Source organism: Mycobacterium gallinarum, from assembly GCF_010726765.1.
GTDB lineage: Bacteria > Actinomycetota > Actinomycetes > Mycobacteriales > Mycobacteriaceae > Mycobacterium > Mycobacterium gallinarum.
On the sequence record NZ_AP022601.1, the window covers coordinates 1,531,330 to 1,549,039 of the forward strand.

The window sequence follows — 17,710 nt, forward strand, 5'->3', positions numbered from 1 at the left end:
CAGGCGTCTGCTAGTCGGTTATGCCGCGGATGGATGAATACAGGCGGAGTACGAACTGGCGCCGGGAGTGCTCGTCACCCGCAACGGCGGTCACACTCCAGGACACGGCATCGTGCGCCTCGCGTCCGGTGGTGACGCACTCACGTTCGCCGGTGACTCGGTGTTCGCGCCGGGGTTCATAATCTCCAGTGGCACAACGGGTTCGAACACGATCCGGAGGAGTCCGCCCGCGTCCGTATCGAGCTGTTGCGGGAGCTGGCCGCGACGGGAGAGGCGATGGTGGCCACCCACCCGCCATTCCCTTCCGTCTGCCATGTGGCGACCCACGGCGACGTCTTCCGCTGCGTTCCCTCCTCCTGGGACTACTGACCAATCGTTGGACCAGCGCCGACGTGAGTCGCCGAAGCGTCCTCACGTCGGCGCCCCATCGCAACGGCGGCACATCCGGCGGCCGCCGCGGTGAGGACGTGCCAGGCGCCGTGGAACTGCCACAGGCTCTCGGGCCGGCACAGCGGGGACCCGGAACGGCCTGCCGCGTAGGCAATCAGGGCGACCGCGAGAATCCCGGCCGCAACCATCCACAGTCGCCACTGACTGCGGACGCTTCGCACGAGACCCGCAACGCACACCACTCCGAAGGCGATGATCGGCCAGTCGTGCGCAGGACCTGCCCATGTCGGCTGCGGCCCGTGATAGACGAAGCTGCCCAGGCCGACCGCAATGATAACTACTCCCGCCGCTGAGGCCAGCGCTCCCCTGCCCCGCATCGCCCAGCACAGCACCACCACCCCCGTCGCTACGTAAGCGAGGCTGGAAACTGCGAGAACAGGTTGGGCCAACGCGTGGTCCGCGACGCGCTCACAGTCCGACTGCCCGATACCCGCGACAGCCACCAACACGTGCATGACGAATCACGGTAACCGGCCCGGCTTGCGCTAAAAGAGATCCGGCGTCTTCGGTGGGACGTCGTCGAGAAATGCGCTGATCATGGGTACCAACACCTCCGCCTCACCCGACACACCGATGTGCGACATCGCAGGCAGGACCACCAGCCGCGCGTCAGGGGCCTTCTGCAACACGCCTGTTGCCGCGGCCTCCTCGTCGCCTCCACCGCGCAGCTTGAACATGGCCAGAGCGTGTTCGAGCATCACGCCATCCGCGTCGCCGACGATGACCATCGTCTTGGCCGAGATCGCGCGCATCTCGTCTTCGGTGATCTGCTGGTCGTCAATGTTCAGGACCTTCATCTTCTCGAGGTAGGTCTCGAACGCCTTGGCATCCGGCGTGTGCGCCTTGAACGCCGTCTCGACGGGTGTACCCGCGAAGTCGCCAGCAGTCAGTTCCGCAATGGATTCGGACACCGCCGGATACCAACCTTCCTTGCGGAAGGTCGCCGACAGCGACACCAACTTGTTCACGATCGAGGGGTGGCGGATCGCCAGTTGCAGCGCCACTCCGCCGCCCTGTGAATAACCCATCACGTCCGCGCGCTGGACTCCTAAGGCGCGCAACAACTCCGCGGCGTCATCGGCGAACTGCTCGTACGACATCTCACGTGGCGTATCCGGTGTCCGGCCGTGTCCCTGTTGGTCGAACACGATCACTGTGCGATCCCTCGCGAACGCCTCAACCCATGCGGGCATCGAATCGGCGCCCATGAACGCACCGGGGATCAACAACAGGGGCGGCTTCGAGCCGACGAGCTCGCCGTATACCTCGTAATAGAGATCCAGCCCGTTAATCGGTAGCTGTCCACCGCGTGCCGGCTTCGTTCCCATCGTTCGACCTTCCGTCCCGTGTCGATCTCCTGAATGCAGACCGCCGAGTTTGGCCAAACTCATCGTCGACGACAATTGCCGTGGATACTTCTCAGAAGTTCAAGATCAGGGGGCCGTGATGCGCAAGCCATTCCACTGCGGGGCCGTCGCCATGCTGTCCGCTGCGGCTGTCGCGCTGACGGCTTATGCGCCCGCAGCGGGCGCGGACCCCTACACCCCGGCTCAGACCCAGGACAGCGCGGAGTTCGCGATCGCCGACGGTTACATCACCATGCAGGCGGTCTGCACTCCCGACCTCTCCCCTGTCTTCGAATCCGTCGCCTGGGATTCGCCCGGATTCACACCAGAGGGCGGCACCGGCATGATTCATGACGCCAACCCGGACCTCGGCGGCCACTTCCAAGCCACGTGGAGCGGCGAAAACTGGTCCGTCGAGTACCAGTTCTGCTGAAACACGCAGCACAATGCCCAATCGACCGTCGCCGAGCGTCACCTCTGTACCGTGACGACCGTGAATTCCACTCGTCTGTCTTCCACCCTCGCGTTCGCAGGCATTGCCGCCGCGCTCGTGACCACCCTCGCTGCGTGCGGCTCGGACTCCGAACCCGAAGCTTCATCTGCGACGTCGTCTGCCGCTGACCCCGCGGACCTGTACTCGGTCGAATCCAACATGCCGGCTCAACCGGCACCCTCGGCAGCAGCCACCACGTGCCCGACCGTGGCCCCCACCGGCGGCACTCCCGAATGGACGGTGAACGGTGCTACCGGCAATGTCGCGGTCACCGGTTCCACGGACACGACGGCTCCAGAGGTGAAGGTGGGCACGCCGTTCAGCGTGACCGAGACCCAGGTGCAGACGTTGCAGGCAGGTGACGGGCCCGTGGTCTCACCCACGGCGACGGTTTCGGTCTGCTACATGGGCGTCAACGGGCGTGACGGGTCGGTATTCGACAGCAGCTACCAGCGCGGCGCGCCCGAGCAGTTCCCGCTCACCGGCGTCGTCCCTGGCTTCCAGAAGGCCATCGCGGGACAGAAAGTCGGATCCACGGTGGCCGTCGCGATGACGTCAGCCGACGGCTACGCCGACGGTCAGCCCTCCGCCGGGATCCTGCCGGGCGACACGCTCGTCTTCGCGATCAAGATCCTCGACGCCGCAGGCTAGACACGAGTCAGCGCCCGGTAGCGCCGTCTATCTGCTCACGCAGGATGTCGGCGTGACCGGCGTGCCTGCCCGTCTCCTCGATCATGTGCACCAGGATCCATCGCATCGTCGGTGCCGACTGCGGTCGTGCTGAGCGTGGCGCCGGCATTTTCAGGTCCTCGCACGCATCGATCACCTCGTTCGCGCGGGACACCGCGTCCCGGTACGAGTTCAGCACGCTCTCGACGGTGTCCTCGGGCGTCGGCGCAAACGTCGTACTCCAGTCGCTGACGTCCTCCCCGAGAAAGTAGAACCGCTCGACAAAGCTCACGTGTTTCACCAGGCCCAGCACGCTTGTCCCCGATGGGACCCCGGCTGTGCGCACCTGCGGCTCCGGCGCTCCCTCCAGGTTGGAAATCATCGCGCGGCGCAGGTAGTTGAGGAACTCCACCAAGGTCGCCTTCTCCCCTTCGGCGGGCCGCGGAGGGCGGTGGTCGGTCTTGTCGGACATCGGCTTCCCCTCCTATGCGCCACGATCCAGGCGAGTGGCCGTTATCGTATGCCGGTGGAAGGCACGCCATTCGGTCGTTACCGGCTGATCGAGTTGCTGGGTCGCGGCGGGATGGGCGAGGTCTGGCGCGCGTACGACAGCCAGATCGATCGCGTCGTAGCTCTCAAGATGCTGCTCCCCAATCTGAGCGACGACCCCGAGTTCGAGCAGCGATTCCGCCGCGAGGTTCGTGCCGCCGCCCGGTTGGACGACCGCCACGTCGTACCGATCTACGACTTCGGTGAAATCGACGGTCGGCTGTTCGTGACGATGCGGCTGATTCCCGGCACCGACCTACACAGCCTGCTCGATGACGGGCCGCTCGAACCGCCACGTGCGGTGGCGATCATCGAGCAGATCGCCGCTGCGCTTCATGCCGCACACCAGACAGGCCTCGTTCACCGCGACGTGAAACCGTCGAACATCCTGATCGACGAGAACGACTTCGCGTATCTCATCGATTTCGGGATCGCCCGCACCGCCGAGGACGGGGTGACGCAGACCGGTGCCGCGATCGGCACGTGGGCATACATGGCACCGGAGCGCTTCAGCGCCGACCAGATCAACCCCAGCTCCGACATCTATGCGTTGGCCTGCGTCCTGTACGAGTGCCTCACCGGCCAACAGCCGTTCCCCGGCAACACCTTTGAGAAGGTCGCCAGCGGCCACATCTTCACCCCACCGCCCAGACCGTCCGAGGTCAGTCGAACCATCCCGACCGCTTTGGATGTCGTCATCGCCACCGGCCTGGCCAAGCAGCCCTCGGAGCGCTATGCCAGCGCCGTCGATATGGCCTCTGCCGCAAGGGAAGTCATCACCCGGCCGAAGCCTCCGCAGGTGCCCGCGCCTACCGCATCTCCCACCTTGAGCCACAGCGCACCCTCAAGCGCACCAATGCCTGCCCAGCAGCCCTGGGCGCAACCACCACCCCACAGCGCACCGATGTTTTCGTACCCGCCCGTCAGCACACCCCACATGCAGGTGCCGACAGCGGCGCCACCGAAGCGTCGGGGACGAAACCGTGGGCTTCTGGTCGGTGCGCTGGTGTTCATCACCACCCTGATCGTTGTAGCCGGTGTAATCGCCATCGTCGAATTCACTCAGGGCGACAAGCCTGATGCCGGCGCGCCGTCCGCATCACCCAGCGGTGGCGAATTCTTGGGCACCTACACCGCCGACTACGGACCGGGCACCGACCTCGAAGGCAAACCGGTGCCGAATGCACCTGCCACAACCAGTAATTGGGGCGTCCGCTCCGAGTGCGGAGCCAGCGGTTGCGTTGCGACCGCCGCCAACGTCAGCGGCGCCGGAATGGCGTTGTTGTCGAACCTGACCTTCGATCAGCTGGGCGGAACATGGGTCGCTGTCGGCCTGGCCTCAGCGCAGTGCACCGGTGAGCAACCCGAAGAACTCTGGGTGGTGTTCACGCTCCAACCGAACCCCGACGGCACGCTGTCCGGCGAGACGATCAGGGCCTCCGCGAACGGCGCATGCGCGGCCAAACGCACCGTGAAGTTCACTCGCACCGGAGACCCCGACCCCAACAAGGTTCCCGATCCCGCGGTTCTTCCACCTCGGGTCGTCAGCCCGGCCGAAGCGCTGCACGGCAACTACCAGCAGACGACGACGTTCACGAACGGCAACCTCGTACGTGGAAAGGTCCTCTCCGCCAACACCTACTGCCTCCGCACCGGCGATCGGTGCATGAGCCTGTTCCATGCGGTCGACGGGGTCGTCACATTGATTTTCAAAGACGACAAATGGACGCGCAACGAAGCAGGCGCGACGACATGCCCCGGCGGCGGTACAGCGCAATCGACGATCACCGCCGACTATCCGATGCCTCCACAGTTGGACGACCCGATAGCGCTACTCACCGGCCGCGGACGCCAAACCATATCGGCAGGCGGGGCATGCGCCGGCGGCGGCGACTTCACCGACACGTTCGAACGCACCGGCGACAACTAGCGGCGACTCGCCCGTCGGAGCGCTGATCACAGTTGTGAATGGCAAATATCGGTCCGGGCGCGAAAAGCGCTACGCCGGCGACGGCCCCGCCGGCCGTTGTAGTCCATCCCCCGATCATGCCTTGTGCGAATTAAACCGCGAGAAGGATCAGGAGACCGGACTGGGCAGCAGCCCGCGTCGTCAACAAGTAAGCTAGGCTAGACATAACGCACAAGAGCTAGTCGATGTGTCAGCGTTTGGGCCCGGCTGGACGTCGTTATGTTAACGATCATTCTTAGCAGTGCTTTCTACGAGCGCGGCGAGGTCGCGCGTGTTCTGAGAGGTGTTCGAGTTGAAGTACAGGGTCGGGGCCCTCATGTCGGTAGTTCCTGCTGCGGTGGTGTTGGCCGCCCCCGCTGTGGCGGACGAAGACGAGTTCGTACGGTCGATGCAGACCACCTATGCGTTTCTCACCGATCAGCAGCTGCGGACCGAGGGCGCAAAGATCTGCAGCACTCTTCGCAGCGGCACACCCGCATCGGACGCAGTCGTCATGGTGCGAAACGATCTGGGCGTATCGATTTCTGCTGCGGGCGAAATCGTCAGCGCCGCGGTTGTTCAGCTCGACTGCTGACAACGCGCGAACGTCAACTCCGGCCGAGCCACTTCTTTGAGCTGGAGTTCTCCTGCATTGCAGGCTATTACAGCAAGCGCCCATGGTGTTGCGATCCGGCAGATAGTCGCTGATCCACGCTGATTCGTGACGTCGCCGATTTTCTGAGACGGGAATTCTGTGCCGACGCACTCGGTTGGCTCGTATTGCATCGGTCAGTGTTCGACTCGGTGTCCGACGAACGAAGAGTGTGTCCCGCCGTAATCGATAGCGGCAGGGACTGATTGGAGTGGCCAGAAATGGACTCGAAGCACGTGAAGTTCATGTTGGGGACGGCCGGTGCCGGCGCCGTGCTTGCGGCCGGGGTATTGACCTTCGCGATAGGTGACGTGAATGCGGCTGTCCCCCAGCCGGTTCCGTCTGGTGCCGGGATCACCACCGGTCAAACAGTCACGGAGACGACGGCACCGCCGTCACCGGAGACTTCGGTGGCAGTTCCACCGATCACCACGGCGCCCTACACCATTCCCACCGGCGAACCGCAATAGCGCCCTGGCGCGCCCACGGGTATAGCTGCGGGCGTCCGACATACGTGGGAAACTCGGTGACATGAGTGGAGCGCGGCGCTGGGTGTTGAGTGTCGTGTGCTGCACGCTCGCGATTGCCGGTGCCGTGGCCGGCGTCGGCGTCGGCGTCGCATGTGCGCAACCGGCGCCGATCGAACCCGTCGTACCGCAGATCCCGGGTGTCGTGACAAGCATCGTGACCGCAGACGGGCCGTTGCCGGCGTCTCCTCCGCCTCCGCCGGGCGCGCCGTCCGTACCTGCCATCCCGGCGGACATGCTTCAGCAGCCTGGTGGACTCTCATCATTCGATGACGTCCGCACCAACTTCAGCGATCCGAACAGCATCGTGACGAACCTGTTCCCCGATCCGGCCGTGCCCTTCACGCCGGCTCGTCAGATGCCCATCGGTCCGCCGCCACCACCGGATCCCGCGTTCACGCCGCCTGCCTAGGATTCGTACGCCCCACACGAGGCCACTACCCTGAACCCCGTGGCGAAGGTGGTATCGGTCAACCTGGCTCGTGTCCGCGCAAATCCAGATGCGCCGTCGAGGCAGACAGGTATTGACAAACGCGCGACCGACGAGGCCGTCATGGTACGAGCGCCGGGCCCGATGCGCGGTGGCCTCGGTAGCGGTCTTCTCGGTGACACCATCGGTAACCAGAAGCTCCATGGTGGCGACGACCAAGCCGTCTACGCCTACGCCCGCGAGGATCTCGACGAATGGCAGACCCGCCTCGACCGCCCGATCTCCGACGGGATGTTCGGTGAGAACCTGACCACATTGGACGTAGAAGTGACAAGGGCACGGATCGGTGAACGCTGGCGTATCGGGACGGGCGGACTGGTGCTCGAGGTGTCTGCACCGCGAACTCCATGCCGAACCTTCTCCGCGTTCCTCGATATCGACGGATGGATGAAAACTTTCACCGCCACCGCGAAACCCGGCGCATACCTGCGAGTCATCTCGCCGGGAACGGTGCAAGCCGGCGACACGATCGTGGTCGAAGATCGGCCGGACCACGACGTGACGATCGAAATGGTGTTCCGCGCCAAAATGTCGGAGCCCGACCTGCTTCCGCAGCTGTTGGCCGCCGATGCGCTCTCCGCCGAGCTCAAGAACTATGTGCGGCGCCGCCTGACGCCAGCCCCACCGAAGCACAACGCGGGGCCGGGCGGCTAGGTCATCGATCTAACCTATTCGGATACAGCCGGTTTGGGCCGGCGACGCGTCGCACCCCACAGTCCGACCCCGATGCCGACGACGGCTCCGCCGAGACCGATGAGCTGCTGAGAGCGGGACATCTCGTTGTGCACCCGCAACCCGCCCAGTAGGTCGGACGCATCAGCGCCACCCGATGCGAGAAACCAACCACGGGTGTCCTTACCGCGCACCGCGGCCGTCATCATCAACCCGCCGATGAGCGCATCGCGGTAGCCCATCGAGTGCAATAGAAGCTGTGCCGTCGGGGCCGGCTCGCCGGAATCTCCCCACAGCTTGTTGGCCCGAAGCGGATCGACGAGAAACGAGATGCCCGACGCGAGGCGAATACCGCCCACGACCAGAGCTGCGCGGTCCAAAGACATGGCGTGCAGCCTATGGGAGGACAAGACTGAGCAGATGCGAATTGAGATCGTGGTGTTCGACGGATTCGACGCCCTGGACGTCGTTGCGCCGTGGGAGATCTTCGCCCGGGCGTCGACCATCGATCCCGTCCTCGATGTCGCCCTGGTCCGCGTCGACGGTCCCCCCGTGGTGTCCGCCGCGGAAGGCCTGCAACTGCACGTCGCCGACGAGTTGGGTTCCCCGGACGCATTGTTCGTGCCCGGTGGCAGCTGGGTGGGGGGAACGGACACCGGCGTGCCACGCGAGATTCGGCGCGGCACACTGCCGCGCGTCATCGCCGATATGGCGGGTTCGGTTCGGTGGGTGGCGTCGGTGTGCACGGGCGCACTTCTGCTCGGCGAGGCCGGAATCCTGGGCGGCCGCAACGCCACCACGAACCCCGCAGCGCTGGATGAGCTTTCGAAATATGGTGCGGTCCTCCGGGATAGCCGTGTCGTCGACGACGGCACCGTGGTCACCGCTGGCGCGGTGACCTCCGGTATGGACCTTGCGCTGTGGCTCGTACAACGCGAAGTCGGTGAAGCCGTCGCGACCAGGGTCGCGCAGGCCGTCGCCTACCCCACGCCGACGGACGTCTGGCGGCAACCCGATCAGAGACCGAACTGATCGTCGATGATGCCGAGCCAGATTTGTGCCGCGTCCATGGCGACCTTCTCGCTGATGAACGCGTGCTGACTGCCGGTGTATATGTCACGAAACGCTCGTTCGAGCCGGCTGCCTTCGCGGATCGAACTCGTGCCCGCAACCAGATGCGCCCATTCCGCGCACTCCCGGGAGACATCGGTCGCGTAGACGGCGGCGACGCGCATGTCTGCGCGCAATGCAGGTGTCAACGCCTCCCCCGATGCGACGGCAGCCTCCGCGGTGGTGAACGCGTCGATCACCAACAGTCGCGCAGCACGCCACGCCGCGACATGGTGCGCGAGGCCTTTCTGGAACGTGGGCCGACTGGCCAGCGACGCCATGTCGCTCATCCGGAACTTGGTCGCCGCGAGTTCCTGGACGTCGTCGAGCATGCTCTTCGCGACACCCAACGCCCACGACGCGTGACCTGCGGCCGTGACGGGCATGAGCCCCATGCGGGTGGCCGGGGACGCGCCCCGCAGCGCGTCACGCGAAAACAAGGCGAACGTCCGGTACTCGGGGACGAAAAGGTCTTGCACGCTGTAGTCGTAGGACCCGGTGGCCTTGAGCCCCTGCACAAACCAGCCGTCGTTGAAGGTGATCTGCTCGCGAGGGATCACCGCCACCCTCATGTCCGGGACACCTTCACTGATCCAGCGCATCTCGCCGTCGTCCATCGGGAAGAAGCCTGCCGCGACGTATTCCGCATGCCCGGTCCCCGAGCCGAAGCTCCACGCCCCGCTGAGCGTGAAGCCGCCGTCGACCGCCGTTCCCTGCCCGTTCGGGAAGAACTGTCCACCCATCGTCACGCGGTTCTCGTTGTTGGTGAACACCTCCGCGAAGCCTTCGTCGGGCAGGTAGGCCGCCGCGGCGAAGGACGACGGGAGATTCGCGATGCCGACCCACCCGAAGGAGCCGTCCTGCCAGGCCATCTCGATCCAGGTCTCGATCATCTCGGCGAACGACGGTTCCACTCCCCCGGCCTCCACCGGGTTGAACGCTGTCATCAGCCCGCTGGCCCACATCTGGTCGACGATCGCCGGTGTCAGGGTGCGTGCCCGCTCGGATTCGGCGGCCTGCTCACCTACGAGTTCGCGCATGCCTCGTGCGAGCCCGACAACTCGGTCGGCCGCGTCGATTGTGGACGTCATGTGGTGACCTTAACCGGACAACCGGCAATTTCGATACCCAACGACGCGTAATTTTTCCGGGCCATAGACTTCGCACGTGGACCTGCCACGTCTGACCATTCCCGCCCTGCTCGAGCGCAGCGCGAATGAGTTCGGCGACGAGACCTATCTGGTCACGCCGACGGACCGGTTCACCTATCTCGAGGCGCAGCAGCGGTCGGCGCGACTCGCCCGCTGGCTCCTGGCCGAGGGTGTCGGCAAGGGCTCGCGTGTCGGATTGTTCTTCGCCAACGGTGTCGACTGGGTCACCTGGTGGCTGGCCGCCTCCCGGATCGGCGCGGTGGTCGTTCCGCTGAGCACGCTGTACGCACCGGCGGAAATCGCCAAGGTGCTGCGACTCGCCGATGTCGGGATCTTGATCGCCCCCACGCACGTGCTCACCATCGATGTCGCCGAGCGCCTCGAAGAGGCGCTGGGTGAGCTGCGCGGCCAACCCACCAGCCGGCTCGCGCTGATTGCGGCGCCGTACCTGCGCCGCATCGTGTTCACCGGGGACGCAGATCGGCACTGGGCCACCCGCTACGACGAGGCAGAACACGTAGTGCCGCAAGACATTCTGACGGCTGTCGAAGCGGAGGTCTCGCCGGCCGATCTGGCCATCATGATCCACACGTCGGGTTCGACGGCAGACCCGAAGGGCGTGCTGCACACCCACGGCACCCTGGTACGGCAGACCTCGACATGGCCGGACGCCATCCGCGCGGTGACCGGCTCCGGCGCTGCCGCGAGGATTCTGTGCGCGATGCCGTTCTTCTGGGTCGGTGGACTCCTTGCGACGACCGGCGCCCTGCACGATCCCGTCACTCTGCTCGTCATGCCACGACTCGACCCCGAGACGGCACTGGATCTCGTCGAGCGTGAACGGGCGACGGGCATCGTCGGATGGCCCGCATTCACCCAACGGTTGCGTGAGCATCCGACCTTCGAACAACGCGACCTGTCCAGTGCGCCGATGCTCCGCGAGGGACCGCTGGACATCGCGATGACGAACGTCCCCGACGGATTCCCCGTGCACCGCACCATGTCTGAAACCGCGGGCGGATTTGGGTTCACCGACATGCGCATCGTGGACGGTGACGGCGAACCGATCACCGACGGCCGTGTCGGAGAGCTACTCGTTCGCGGCATCGGGGTGATGGCCGGCTACAACAAGCGCGAACGGGCCGAGACATTCGACGAGGACGGTTGGTATCACACCGGCGACCGCGTCTACCGCAAGGAAGGCGATCCGCGGCTGTTCTACGTGGGCCGGACGAGCGAGCTCATCAAGGCGGCGGGCGCGAACGTGTCGCCGCTCGAGGTCGAGGCGGTGGTCGAGCGGTTCTCCGACGTTTCGCAATGCATTGTCGTCGGGATCGATGATCCGGTACGCGGCGAGGAGGTGTGCGCCGTCGTCGTGCCCGCCGGTGCGCAGATCGACGTGCAATCGCTCGCCGCGCGAACACGGGATCAGTTGTCCGCCTACAAGGTTCCCACGTACTGGGTGCTTGCCACCAGTGGGCAGATCCCCACGCTCGCGAGCGGAAAGCTCAATCGGAAGGCGCTACGGGCACTGGTCATTGACGGGACGTTGCCCCGCGCTCAGTAGGCCCGGGCGACGTAGGCGAGCGCGCCTGTGTCATCGTCGGATTCGGGCAACAACCCGTCGCTGCGCTGCAGGCACCTGACCGTCAGCCCGCCCGCGGCCAGCTCGGCTTCGCCCGCGTCTCCGACCAATTCCCACGGCACCCTGGCGACGCCTGCCTGAGCAACCTCGCGCGCTTCGTCCAACGTCGCACAGTCCACGATGACCGCGTCACGGCGGGCAGTGGCAGCCGACAGCATGTCGGACTGGATACGAGGAGCCAACTTCCGCACCGCGTCCACGACGCTGCTCAGCCCCACCGACGACTTCTCCCGGGTATCCCGGCGGAAAAGCAGCGCGGCACTGTCGGCGACGTCTCGTGGGCCCAGCTCCACACGGATCGGCACCCCCTGCAGATCCCATTCGGTGGCACGCCAGCCGAAACCCTGAGAGCTGTTGTCGTCCAGCTTCGCTCGCATTCCGATCGCCTTCAGTTCGTCAACGAGCGCCGAAGCAGCGCGCGTGACAGCACCGTCGGACTCCTTCACGACGACCACCACGGCCTGAACGGGTGCGAGCGCCGGCGGTAGAACAAGGCCGAAATCGTCGCCGTGACACATGATCAGTCCACCGAGCATGCGCGTCGACGCACCCCACGACGTGGTCCAGCAGTGGTTCCGGGTGCCGTCGGCAGTCGAGTACGCGATCTCGAAGGCCTGACTGAACCGCTGCCCTAGCTCATGGGAGGTGCCCATCTGCAATGCCTTGGCGTCCCGCATAATTCCTTCGCAGGTCATCGTATTCGCCGCGCCGGCGAATCGCTCGCGTGCCGTCTTGCGGCCCACGATCACGGGCATGGCGAGGATGTTCCGCATGAAGTCCTCGTATACCTCGCGCAAAATCCGGCGGGCATACTGTCGTGCCTCGGGCTCGGTGGCATGGGCGGTGTGCCCCTCCTGCCACAGGAATTCGGTGGTGCGCAGGAAGATTCGGGGCCGCATCTCCCAGCGTACGACGTTGGCCCACTGATTGAGAATCAGTGGTAGGTCGCGATAGCTGTCGATCCACTTGGCCATGTACTCACCGATGACGGTTTCACTGGTCGGACGGATGGCCAGCGGCTCGGCCAGTTCCTTACCGCCGCCATGCGTCACCACGGCGAGCTCGGGACTGAATCCCTCGACGTGCTGCGCCTCGCGCTCGAAAAAGCTCATCGGGATCAGCAGTGGGAAGTACGCGTTCTGCGCCCCCGCGGCTTTGATCCGGCCGTCGACCTCGGCGTGCATGCGCTCCCACAGCACGTAGCCGTTGGGCCGGATGACGATGGTTCCGCGGGCCGGACCGTTCTCAGCCAGCTTCGCTTTGGTCAGGACATCCTGATACCACCGCGGAAAGTCGTCTTCTTGTGCCGTCAGCACCGCCATCCGCACGACCCTACTGACGGCCTGCGGCCTGCGTCGCGCGGTTTTCCGCGACGCTAGGCGATGATGCGGCTCAGGTACGGCGTCATGTTGTTGGTGCGCACCGGTGACACCGTGACGACGTCGCCGACCTCGAGCATCTGCCCGTTGCCGATGAAGAGCGCGACACTGTCCTTACCCTCGGGCCCGTAGAAGATGAGGTCTCCCGGAAGCGCTTGCGCGGGTGTGACCTTCTGGCCGACCTTGTACTGCGCGCCCGACGAGCGTGGCAGCTTCACGCCAACCCCGGCGAAGGCATAGACCATGAGGCCGGACGCGTCGAATCCGACGACGTCCGCCGCCGGGTTCAGTCCCACGACCCTGCCTTCGGGGTCGAGGCCGAGTGCGTTGGCGGTCGGGCCGCTGCCGCGGGTCGGTCCGTTGACATCGCCGCCACCGAACGAAAAGGGCACGCCCCGTTGGGCGAGTCCACGCGCGATCACCGTCTGGATCGCCTGCTGCTGACTGGCGGGCCGCGGGAACGGCTGAGCGGTCGCCAGACCGGGTGTCGCGACCAACAGCGCCAGGCTGATCGCCAAGGCGTAGATCCTTCTCATCGGACTTTTCACTTTCTCGAAATACGACGCGAACAGTGCAGGTCACCGTCGACCACAATCGCTATCCACTTTGTACAGCCGGCACGCGGGCGCGGCCCAATTGCCGCGCGGCACATGGCCAATGAGTTGTCGTACCGTGATCGAAAAGTGACCGCTCCCGACGAGCACAGAACTACCGCCCCCGCGTCCTGGACCGGCTCGGCCTCGGGGTCGGACGACCTGCGCGCCGCGGCACGTGACGCGGCCGGAGTTCCCGCAGCAGTATCCAGGCCATACTCGAGGTCTACGATTGCGAACACGTACGTGAATCGATGGTGCTGACATTGCCGCATCCCACATTGGGTGACCTCGGCGTTCCCGGCTCACCGGTGCGCCTCTCCGAGCCGACCGAACCGCGCCGGGAAGTCCCGCTTGGGCTGGGCGCCGACCAGGACGACGTGTTCACCGACTACGTGCGCGCCAGGGGCGGCGGCCGATGACCGATCGGGTTGCCGTCATCGGCGGTGGGATCGTCGGTGTGGCCATCGCGCGCGAGATCCTCATTCGGCGTCCCGACGCACGGGTGACGTTGTTCGAAAAAGAAGACCGACTGGCCGCCCATCAGACCGGGCGCAACAGTGGCGTGGTCCATGCCGGTCTCTACTACCGACCCGGTTCGAACAAGGCGGTCCTCTGCCGTCGCGGCGTCGGCCTCCTCGAAGAGTTCTGTGTGCAGCGCGGAATCCAGAACATCAAATGCGGCAAGGTCTTGGTTGCGCTCGACGAAACCGAACGTGCACGGCTTGGCGGTATCGAGGAGCGCGCACGCGCCAACGGTGTCCCCGGCGTCCGCACGATCGGACCGGAGGAACTCCGCGAGATCGAACCGCACGTCCGTGGTCTGGCCGCCTTGCACTCGCCGTCGACATCGATCGTCGACTTCGCCGAGGTGACTCGGGCGCTTGCCGACGACGCCGTCCAGGCGGGGGCGAAAGTCCTACTCGGACAGGAAGTCATCGGACTCCGCTCGACCGGCACCGAGGTCGTCGTCACCGCGCGCACGGCTGGCGGTACCTATCAGGCCGCCTTCGACCAGGTCGTCGCGTGCGGAGGGCTGCAAAGCGACCGACTCGCCGAACTCGCAGGAGACGGACCCGATCCGGCGATCATGCCGTTCCGCGGCGAGTACTACGCGCTGAAGCCGGGGCGGCGTGGCCTCGTCAACGGACTGGTGTATCCCGTCCCCGACCCGCGCTACCCATTCCTTGGAGTCCACATCACCCCGCGCGTCGATGGCGAGGTCCTGGTCGGCCCCAACGCGGTACTGGCGCTGGCGCGCGAGGGCTACAACTGGCGCACGGCTTCACGGCACGACCTCGCGGAAATCGTTCGTACACCGGCGTTCTGGCGTTTCGCCCGTCAGCATTGGCGCACCGGGATCCGCGAGATGTACGGCTCGCTGAGCAAGCGGCGGTACATCGCCGGCGCCCGCGCATACGTCCCCGAGATCCGCGACGACGATGTCGTGCCCGGCCCGGCAGGTATCCGCGCCCAAGCGCTGGACGCCGACGGAGCGTTGGTCGACGATTTTCGGATCAGCGTCCGCGACCGCATCGTATTGCTGCGCAATGCCCCTTCGCCGGCCGCGACATCGGCGCTGGCGATCGCGGAACACGTCGTATCCACCATCACCGAGAACAGGACCACGTAGACCACTGAAGGAGCGCCCCAATGGATCTCGGCATTTCCGGACGAACCGCCCTGGTGCTGGGCGCCAGCGGCGGCCTCGGCGGCGCTATCGCGACGCGCCTCGCCGCGGAAGGGGCGAACGTGGCCGCCGCAGGCCGCTCGGCCGATGCGCTGGCCAAGACCGCTGCCCGGGTGCAGGCTGCCGGCGCGAAGGCGTTGCCACTCGCGTGGGACCTCGGCGATCTCGATCGCATGGAGTATGTCGTGACGGAGGTCGAGAGCACGCTCGGGCCGATCGACATCCTGGTCAACAACACGGGCGGCCCACCGCCGACGACCGTCACCGGTCAGGAGGCCGTCGTATGGCGAACGAGTTTCGACCAGATGGTGCTGTCGGTGATCATGCTGACCGACCGCGTCCTGCCCGGGATGCGCGAGCGGCGATGGGGCCGCATCCTCACGTCGACGTCGTCGGGTGCTCTGGCCCCCATCCCCAACCTCGGCCTTTCGAACACGCTTCGGGCGAGCTTGCACGCGTGGTCCAAGACACTCGCCGACGAGGTGGGAGGCGACGGCGTGACGTCCAATGTCATTGTGCCGGGCCGGATCGAGACCGACCGGACCCGATTTCTCGACGAACGCCGGGCCGAACGGGAAGGGCGCGCCACAGAAGAGGTGATGCAAGACAGTGCGGCCACCATGGCGGTCGGACGATACGGCCGTCCCGAGGAGTACGCCGACGTCGCGGCATTTCTGTGCAGCGAAAGAGCCTCCTATGTCACGGGTTCCGTCGTACGGGTCGACGGCGGCCTGATTCGCGGGGTCACCTGATGCGTATCCGCACGGTAGCCGTCGGCGATGAACCATTCGCCTGTGTCGCCCTGCCAGACGGCCGCCTCGCCCGCATCGACCGGGTGCTGCCCGGCGGACCGTCGGACCTGTTGTCCCTCCTGGCGGGTGAACAGTTGGACGCACTCGCCGCCGCGGTGGAGACCGGGGTCGACGACGACCACTGTGTCGATCCGAATGCGTCGGTGTTGGCGCCCTGGACACGTCCGCGCAAGATCCTGGGCATCGGGCTCAACTACGGCGCGCACGCCGGCGATCTCGGCGAACAAGCGCCGCGCACCTCTCCTGCGTCGTTCATCAAGGGCGACCACACCATCGTCGGCCCCGGTGAGCCGATCATCGTCCCGCCGGGTATCGGCAAGGTGACCGCGGAAGCAGAGTTGGGTCTGGTGATCGGACGTACCTGCTACCAGGTCTCCGTCGAGGACGCGATGGCCCATGTGGCGGGCGTCGTGCCGGTGCTCGATCAGACGGCCGAGACGGTGCTGCTGGAGAACCCGCGCTATCTCACGCGGGTCAAGAACTACCCCACGTTCTTCTCCTTCGGCCCGGACCTGATCACGCTCGACGAAGTGCTGGCCCATGCGCCGCTAGCGGATCTGCGCGTCGCGACCATCCACAACGGCGCCGTGCACCGCAGGGACACCGTCTCGAGGATGACGTTCTCCCCCGCCGAACTGCTCAGCTTCCACAGCCAGGTCATGCCCTTCTACCCCGGCGACATCCTGTCCACCGGCACCCCCGGGGCGGTCGCGATCGAGCCCGGCGACGTGGTGCGTTGCGAACTCGGCGACGAGCTCGCATCGCTGACCAACCCGGTGCGGTGAACGCTAAGCTGCCGGCCGCGTCGCACGGTAATACGTGAGCCGGCCGACACCCCGATGACGTTGCGAGGCAACCGTCATGCAGTCGAAGCCGACACCACGCAGTAGCGACGGAATCGCATCGCCGAGGTTCCCCGCCGCATGTCCGCTGCGTAGGAACCGCCTGGCCACAAACCCGTCGGACGGGGTCATGTCACCCCCGATGTCGACGAGATGGAGGCTGCCGCCGGGCCGCAGAACACGAAATATCTCGCTCGCCGCCGTGGTTTTCGTTTGTTGATCCAGGTGGTGCCACATCATCGAGGACAGAATGCGGTCGAATTCGCCGTCACCGAACGGTAGGTTCTGAACATAGCCTCGTACGAACTCGATTCCGTTTCCGACGCTGACCTTGCGCTCCGCCCGAGCCAAAGCCCGCGGATCCGGGTCGAGTCCGACGACGGTCGCCCGCGGGTGTGCACGGTGTACTCGAGCCGTGAGGTTGCCGGTACCGCAACCGATTTCGAGGACGGACATCCCCTCGATGACGCCGGCCTGGTCTATGAGGTTGTTGTAGACCGTGGGCATGCCCAGCGCTCGGGTCAGCAGATCGTAGAACGGAAGCAATGCGTCACGGCCAGCCGCGGGCAGGTAGTCGTGGCCGTCTGCACCATGTGGCCGCCGCACAGAATTAGGATGATTTTCGGTCATATCCCTATTTTGAATCGTTGACTACGAACTAAGTCGGGTGATCCTCGGCAAAAATAGGACTA

The 17,710-nt window shown here is 65.6% G+C and carries 21 protein-coding genes and 1 pseudogene; 14 read left to right on the top strand and 8 right to left on the bottom strand.

Translation table 11 applies throughout. The features are described 5' to 3' along the window. Positions 1–40 precede the first annotated feature (40 nt). Positions 41–369, top strand: a pseudogene (locus G6N42_RS31150) (MBL fold metallo-hydrolase); the annotation flags it as partial. On the opposite strand, the gene G6N42_RS07625 reads toward G6N42_RS31150, so the two are convergent. Both G6N42_RS07625 and G6N42_RS07630 read right to left on the bottom strand, forming a co-directional pair. Further along, the gene (locus G6N42_RS07625; protein ID WP_163728077.1) at positions 363–905 is read right to left on the bottom strand and encodes a hypothetical protein; all 543 of its coding nucleotides are present in this window, start codon (positions 903–905) and stop codon (positions 363–365) included. The pseudogene G6N42_RS31150 and the gene G6N42_RS07625 sit on opposite strands and share 7 nt — an antisense overlap. 30 nt (positions 906–935) lie before the next feature. Beyond that, positions 936–1,778, bottom strand: coding sequence for an alpha/beta fold hydrolase (locus tag G6N42_RS07630; RefSeq protein WP_163728080.1), 843 nt, complete (start codon positions 1,776–1,778; stop codon positions 936–938). Positions 1,779–1,896: 118 nt separating this feature from the next. On the opposite strand from G6N42_RS07630, the gene G6N42_RS07635 reads away from it, so the two are divergent. Next, the gene (locus tag G6N42_RS07635; RefSeq protein WP_163728083.1) at positions 1,897–2,229 is read left to right on the top strand and encodes a hypothetical protein; all 333 of its coding nucleotides are present in this window, start codon (positions 1,897–1,899) and stop codon (positions 2,227–2,229) included. A gap of 51 nt (positions 2,230–2,280) precedes the next feature. Then, positions 2,281–2,940, top strand: coding sequence for an FKBP-type peptidyl-prolyl cis-trans isomerase (locus G6N42_RS07640; RefSeq protein WP_232076102.1), 660 nt, complete (start codon positions 2,281–2,283; stop codon positions 2,938–2,940). Positions 2,941–2,947: 7 nt separating this feature from the next. Here G6N42_RS07640 and G6N42_RS07645 read toward each other — a convergent pair whose 3' ends face one another. Continuing rightward, positions 2,948–3,430 carry a DinB family protein gene (locus tag G6N42_RS07645; RefSeq protein ID WP_163728085.1) on the bottom strand — a complete coding sequence of 161 codons (483 nt, stop codon included), beginning with the start codon at positions 3,428–3,430 and terminating at the stop codon, positions 2,948–2,950. Positions 3,431–3,478: 48 nt separating this feature from the next. Here G6N42_RS07645 and G6N42_RS07650 point away from each other — a divergent pair, with 48 nt between their 5' ends. The 5 genes from G6N42_RS07650 (at position 3,479) to G6N42_RS07670 (ending at position 7,778) form a co-directional block, all read left to right on the top strand. Beyond that, positions 3,479–5,437 carry a serine/threonine-protein kinase gene (locus G6N42_RS07650; protein ID WP_163728088.1) on the top strand — a complete coding sequence of 653 codons (1,959 nt, stop codon included), beginning with the start codon at positions 3,479–3,481 and terminating at the stop codon, positions 5,435–5,437. 355 nt (positions 5,438–5,792) lie between these two features. Then, positions 5,793–6,050, top strand: coding sequence for a DUF732 domain-containing protein (locus tag G6N42_RS07655; RefSeq protein WP_163728091.1), 258 nt, complete (start codon positions 5,793–5,795; stop codon positions 6,048–6,050). Positions 6,051–6,328: 278 nt separating this feature from the next. Next, positions 6,329–6,577 (top strand): hypothetical protein, encoded by a 249-nt coding sequence (locus tag G6N42_RS07660; protein ID WP_163728094.1) that lies wholly within the window; start codon positions 6,329–6,331, stop codon positions 6,575–6,577. 61 nt (positions 6,578–6,638) lie between these two features. Further along, positions 6,639–7,046 (top strand): hypothetical protein, encoded by a 408-nt coding sequence (locus tag G6N42_RS07665; protein ID WP_163728097.1) that lies wholly within the window; start codon positions 6,639–6,641, stop codon positions 7,044–7,046. Between the two features lie 39 nt (positions 7,047–7,085). After that, positions 7,086–7,778, top strand: coding sequence for an MOSC domain-containing protein (locus G6N42_RS07670; RefSeq protein WP_163728099.1), 693 nt, complete (start codon positions 7,086–7,088; stop codon positions 7,776–7,778). 14 nt (positions 7,779–7,792) lie between these two features. Here the strand turns inward: G6N42_RS07670 and G6N42_RS07675 are convergent, their stop codons facing one another. Then, the gene (locus G6N42_RS07675) at positions 7,793–8,182 is read right to left on the bottom strand and encodes a DUF4267 domain-containing protein (protein WP_163728103.1); all 390 of its coding nucleotides are present in this window, start codon (positions 8,180–8,182) and stop codon (positions 7,793–7,795) included. 34 nt (positions 8,183–8,216) lie between these two features. Here G6N42_RS07675 and G6N42_RS07680 point away from each other — a divergent pair, with 34 nt between their 5' ends. After that, a complete protein-coding gene (locus G6N42_RS07680) occupies positions 8,217–8,828 on the top strand; it encodes a DJ-1/PfpI family protein (RefSeq protein WP_163728106.1) in 612 nt (203 codons plus the stop codon). Here G6N42_RS07680 and G6N42_RS07685 read toward each other — a convergent pair. Beyond that, positions 8,813–9,997, bottom strand: a complete 1,185-nt coding sequence (locus tag G6N42_RS07685; protein WP_163728110.1) for an acyl-CoA dehydrogenase family protein — start codon at positions 9,995–9,997, stop codon at positions 8,813–8,815. The two genes, G6N42_RS07680 and G6N42_RS07685, sit on opposite strands and share 16 nt — an antisense overlap. A gap of 76 nt (positions 9,998–10,073) precedes the next feature. On the opposite strand from G6N42_RS07685, the gene G6N42_RS07690 reads away from it, so the two are divergent. Continuing rightward, positions 10,074–11,624 carry a class I adenylate-forming enzyme family protein gene (locus G6N42_RS07690; RefSeq protein ID WP_163728112.1) on the top strand — a complete coding sequence of 517 codons (1,551 nt, stop codon included), beginning with the start codon at positions 10,074–10,076 and terminating at the stop codon, positions 11,622–11,624. On the opposite strand, the gene proS is transcribed toward G6N42_RS07690, so the two are convergent. Then, positions 11,618–13,024 (bottom strand): proline--tRNA ligase, encoded by a 1,407-nt coding sequence (gene proS, locus G6N42_RS07695; RefSeq protein ID WP_163728113.1) that lies wholly within the window; start codon positions 13,022–13,024, stop codon positions 11,618–11,620. The genes G6N42_RS07690 and proS overlap by 7 nt on opposite strands. Before the next feature lie 53 nt (positions 13,025–13,077). Then, positions 13,078–13,617, bottom strand: a complete 540-nt coding sequence (ripD, locus tag G6N42_RS07700) for an NlpC/P60 family peptidoglycan-binding protein RipD (RefSeq protein ID WP_163690414.1) — start codon at positions 13,615–13,617, stop codon at positions 13,078–13,080. Between the two features lie 311 nt (positions 13,618–13,928). Here ripD and G6N42_RS07705 point away from each other — a divergent pair, with 311 nt between their 5' ends. From G6N42_RS07705 to G6N42_RS07720, 4 genes are read left to right on the top strand one after another with little or no spacing between them, the layout of a single operon-like run. Continuing rightward, positions 13,929–14,096 (top strand): hypothetical protein, encoded by a 168-nt coding sequence (locus G6N42_RS07705; RefSeq protein ID WP_163728116.1) that lies wholly within the window; start codon positions 13,929–13,931, stop codon positions 14,094–14,096. Beyond that, positions 14,093–15,307: an L-2-hydroxyglutarate oxidase gene (gene lhgO / locus G6N42_RS07710; RefSeq protein ID WP_163728118.1), complete on the top strand. Its 1,215-nt coding sequence runs from the start codon at positions 14,093–14,095 to the stop codon at positions 15,305–15,307. Before G6N42_RS07705 ends, lhgO begins: the two co-directional genes overlap by 4 nt. 20 nt (positions 15,308–15,327) lie before the next feature. Further along, positions 15,328–16,116, top strand: coding sequence for an SDR family oxidoreductase (locus tag G6N42_RS07715; RefSeq protein ID WP_163728120.1), 789 nt, complete (start codon positions 15,328–15,330; stop codon positions 16,114–16,116). After that, positions 16,116–16,961 (top strand): fumarylacetoacetate hydrolase family protein, encoded by an 846-nt coding sequence (locus tag G6N42_RS07720; RefSeq protein ID WP_163728122.1) that lies wholly within the window; start codon positions 16,116–16,118, stop codon positions 16,959–16,961. The genes G6N42_RS07715 and G6N42_RS07720 overlap by 1 nt, the downstream gene beginning before the upstream one ends. A gap of 3 nt (positions 16,962–16,964) precedes the next feature. On the opposite strand, the gene G6N42_RS07725 is transcribed toward G6N42_RS07720, so the two are convergent. Continuing rightward, positions 16,965–17,648: a class I SAM-dependent methyltransferase gene (locus G6N42_RS07725; protein ID WP_163728124.1), complete on the bottom strand. Its 684-nt coding sequence runs from the start codon at positions 17,646–17,648 to the stop codon at positions 16,965–16,967. Between the last annotated feature and the right edge of the window lie 62 nt (positions 17,649–17,710).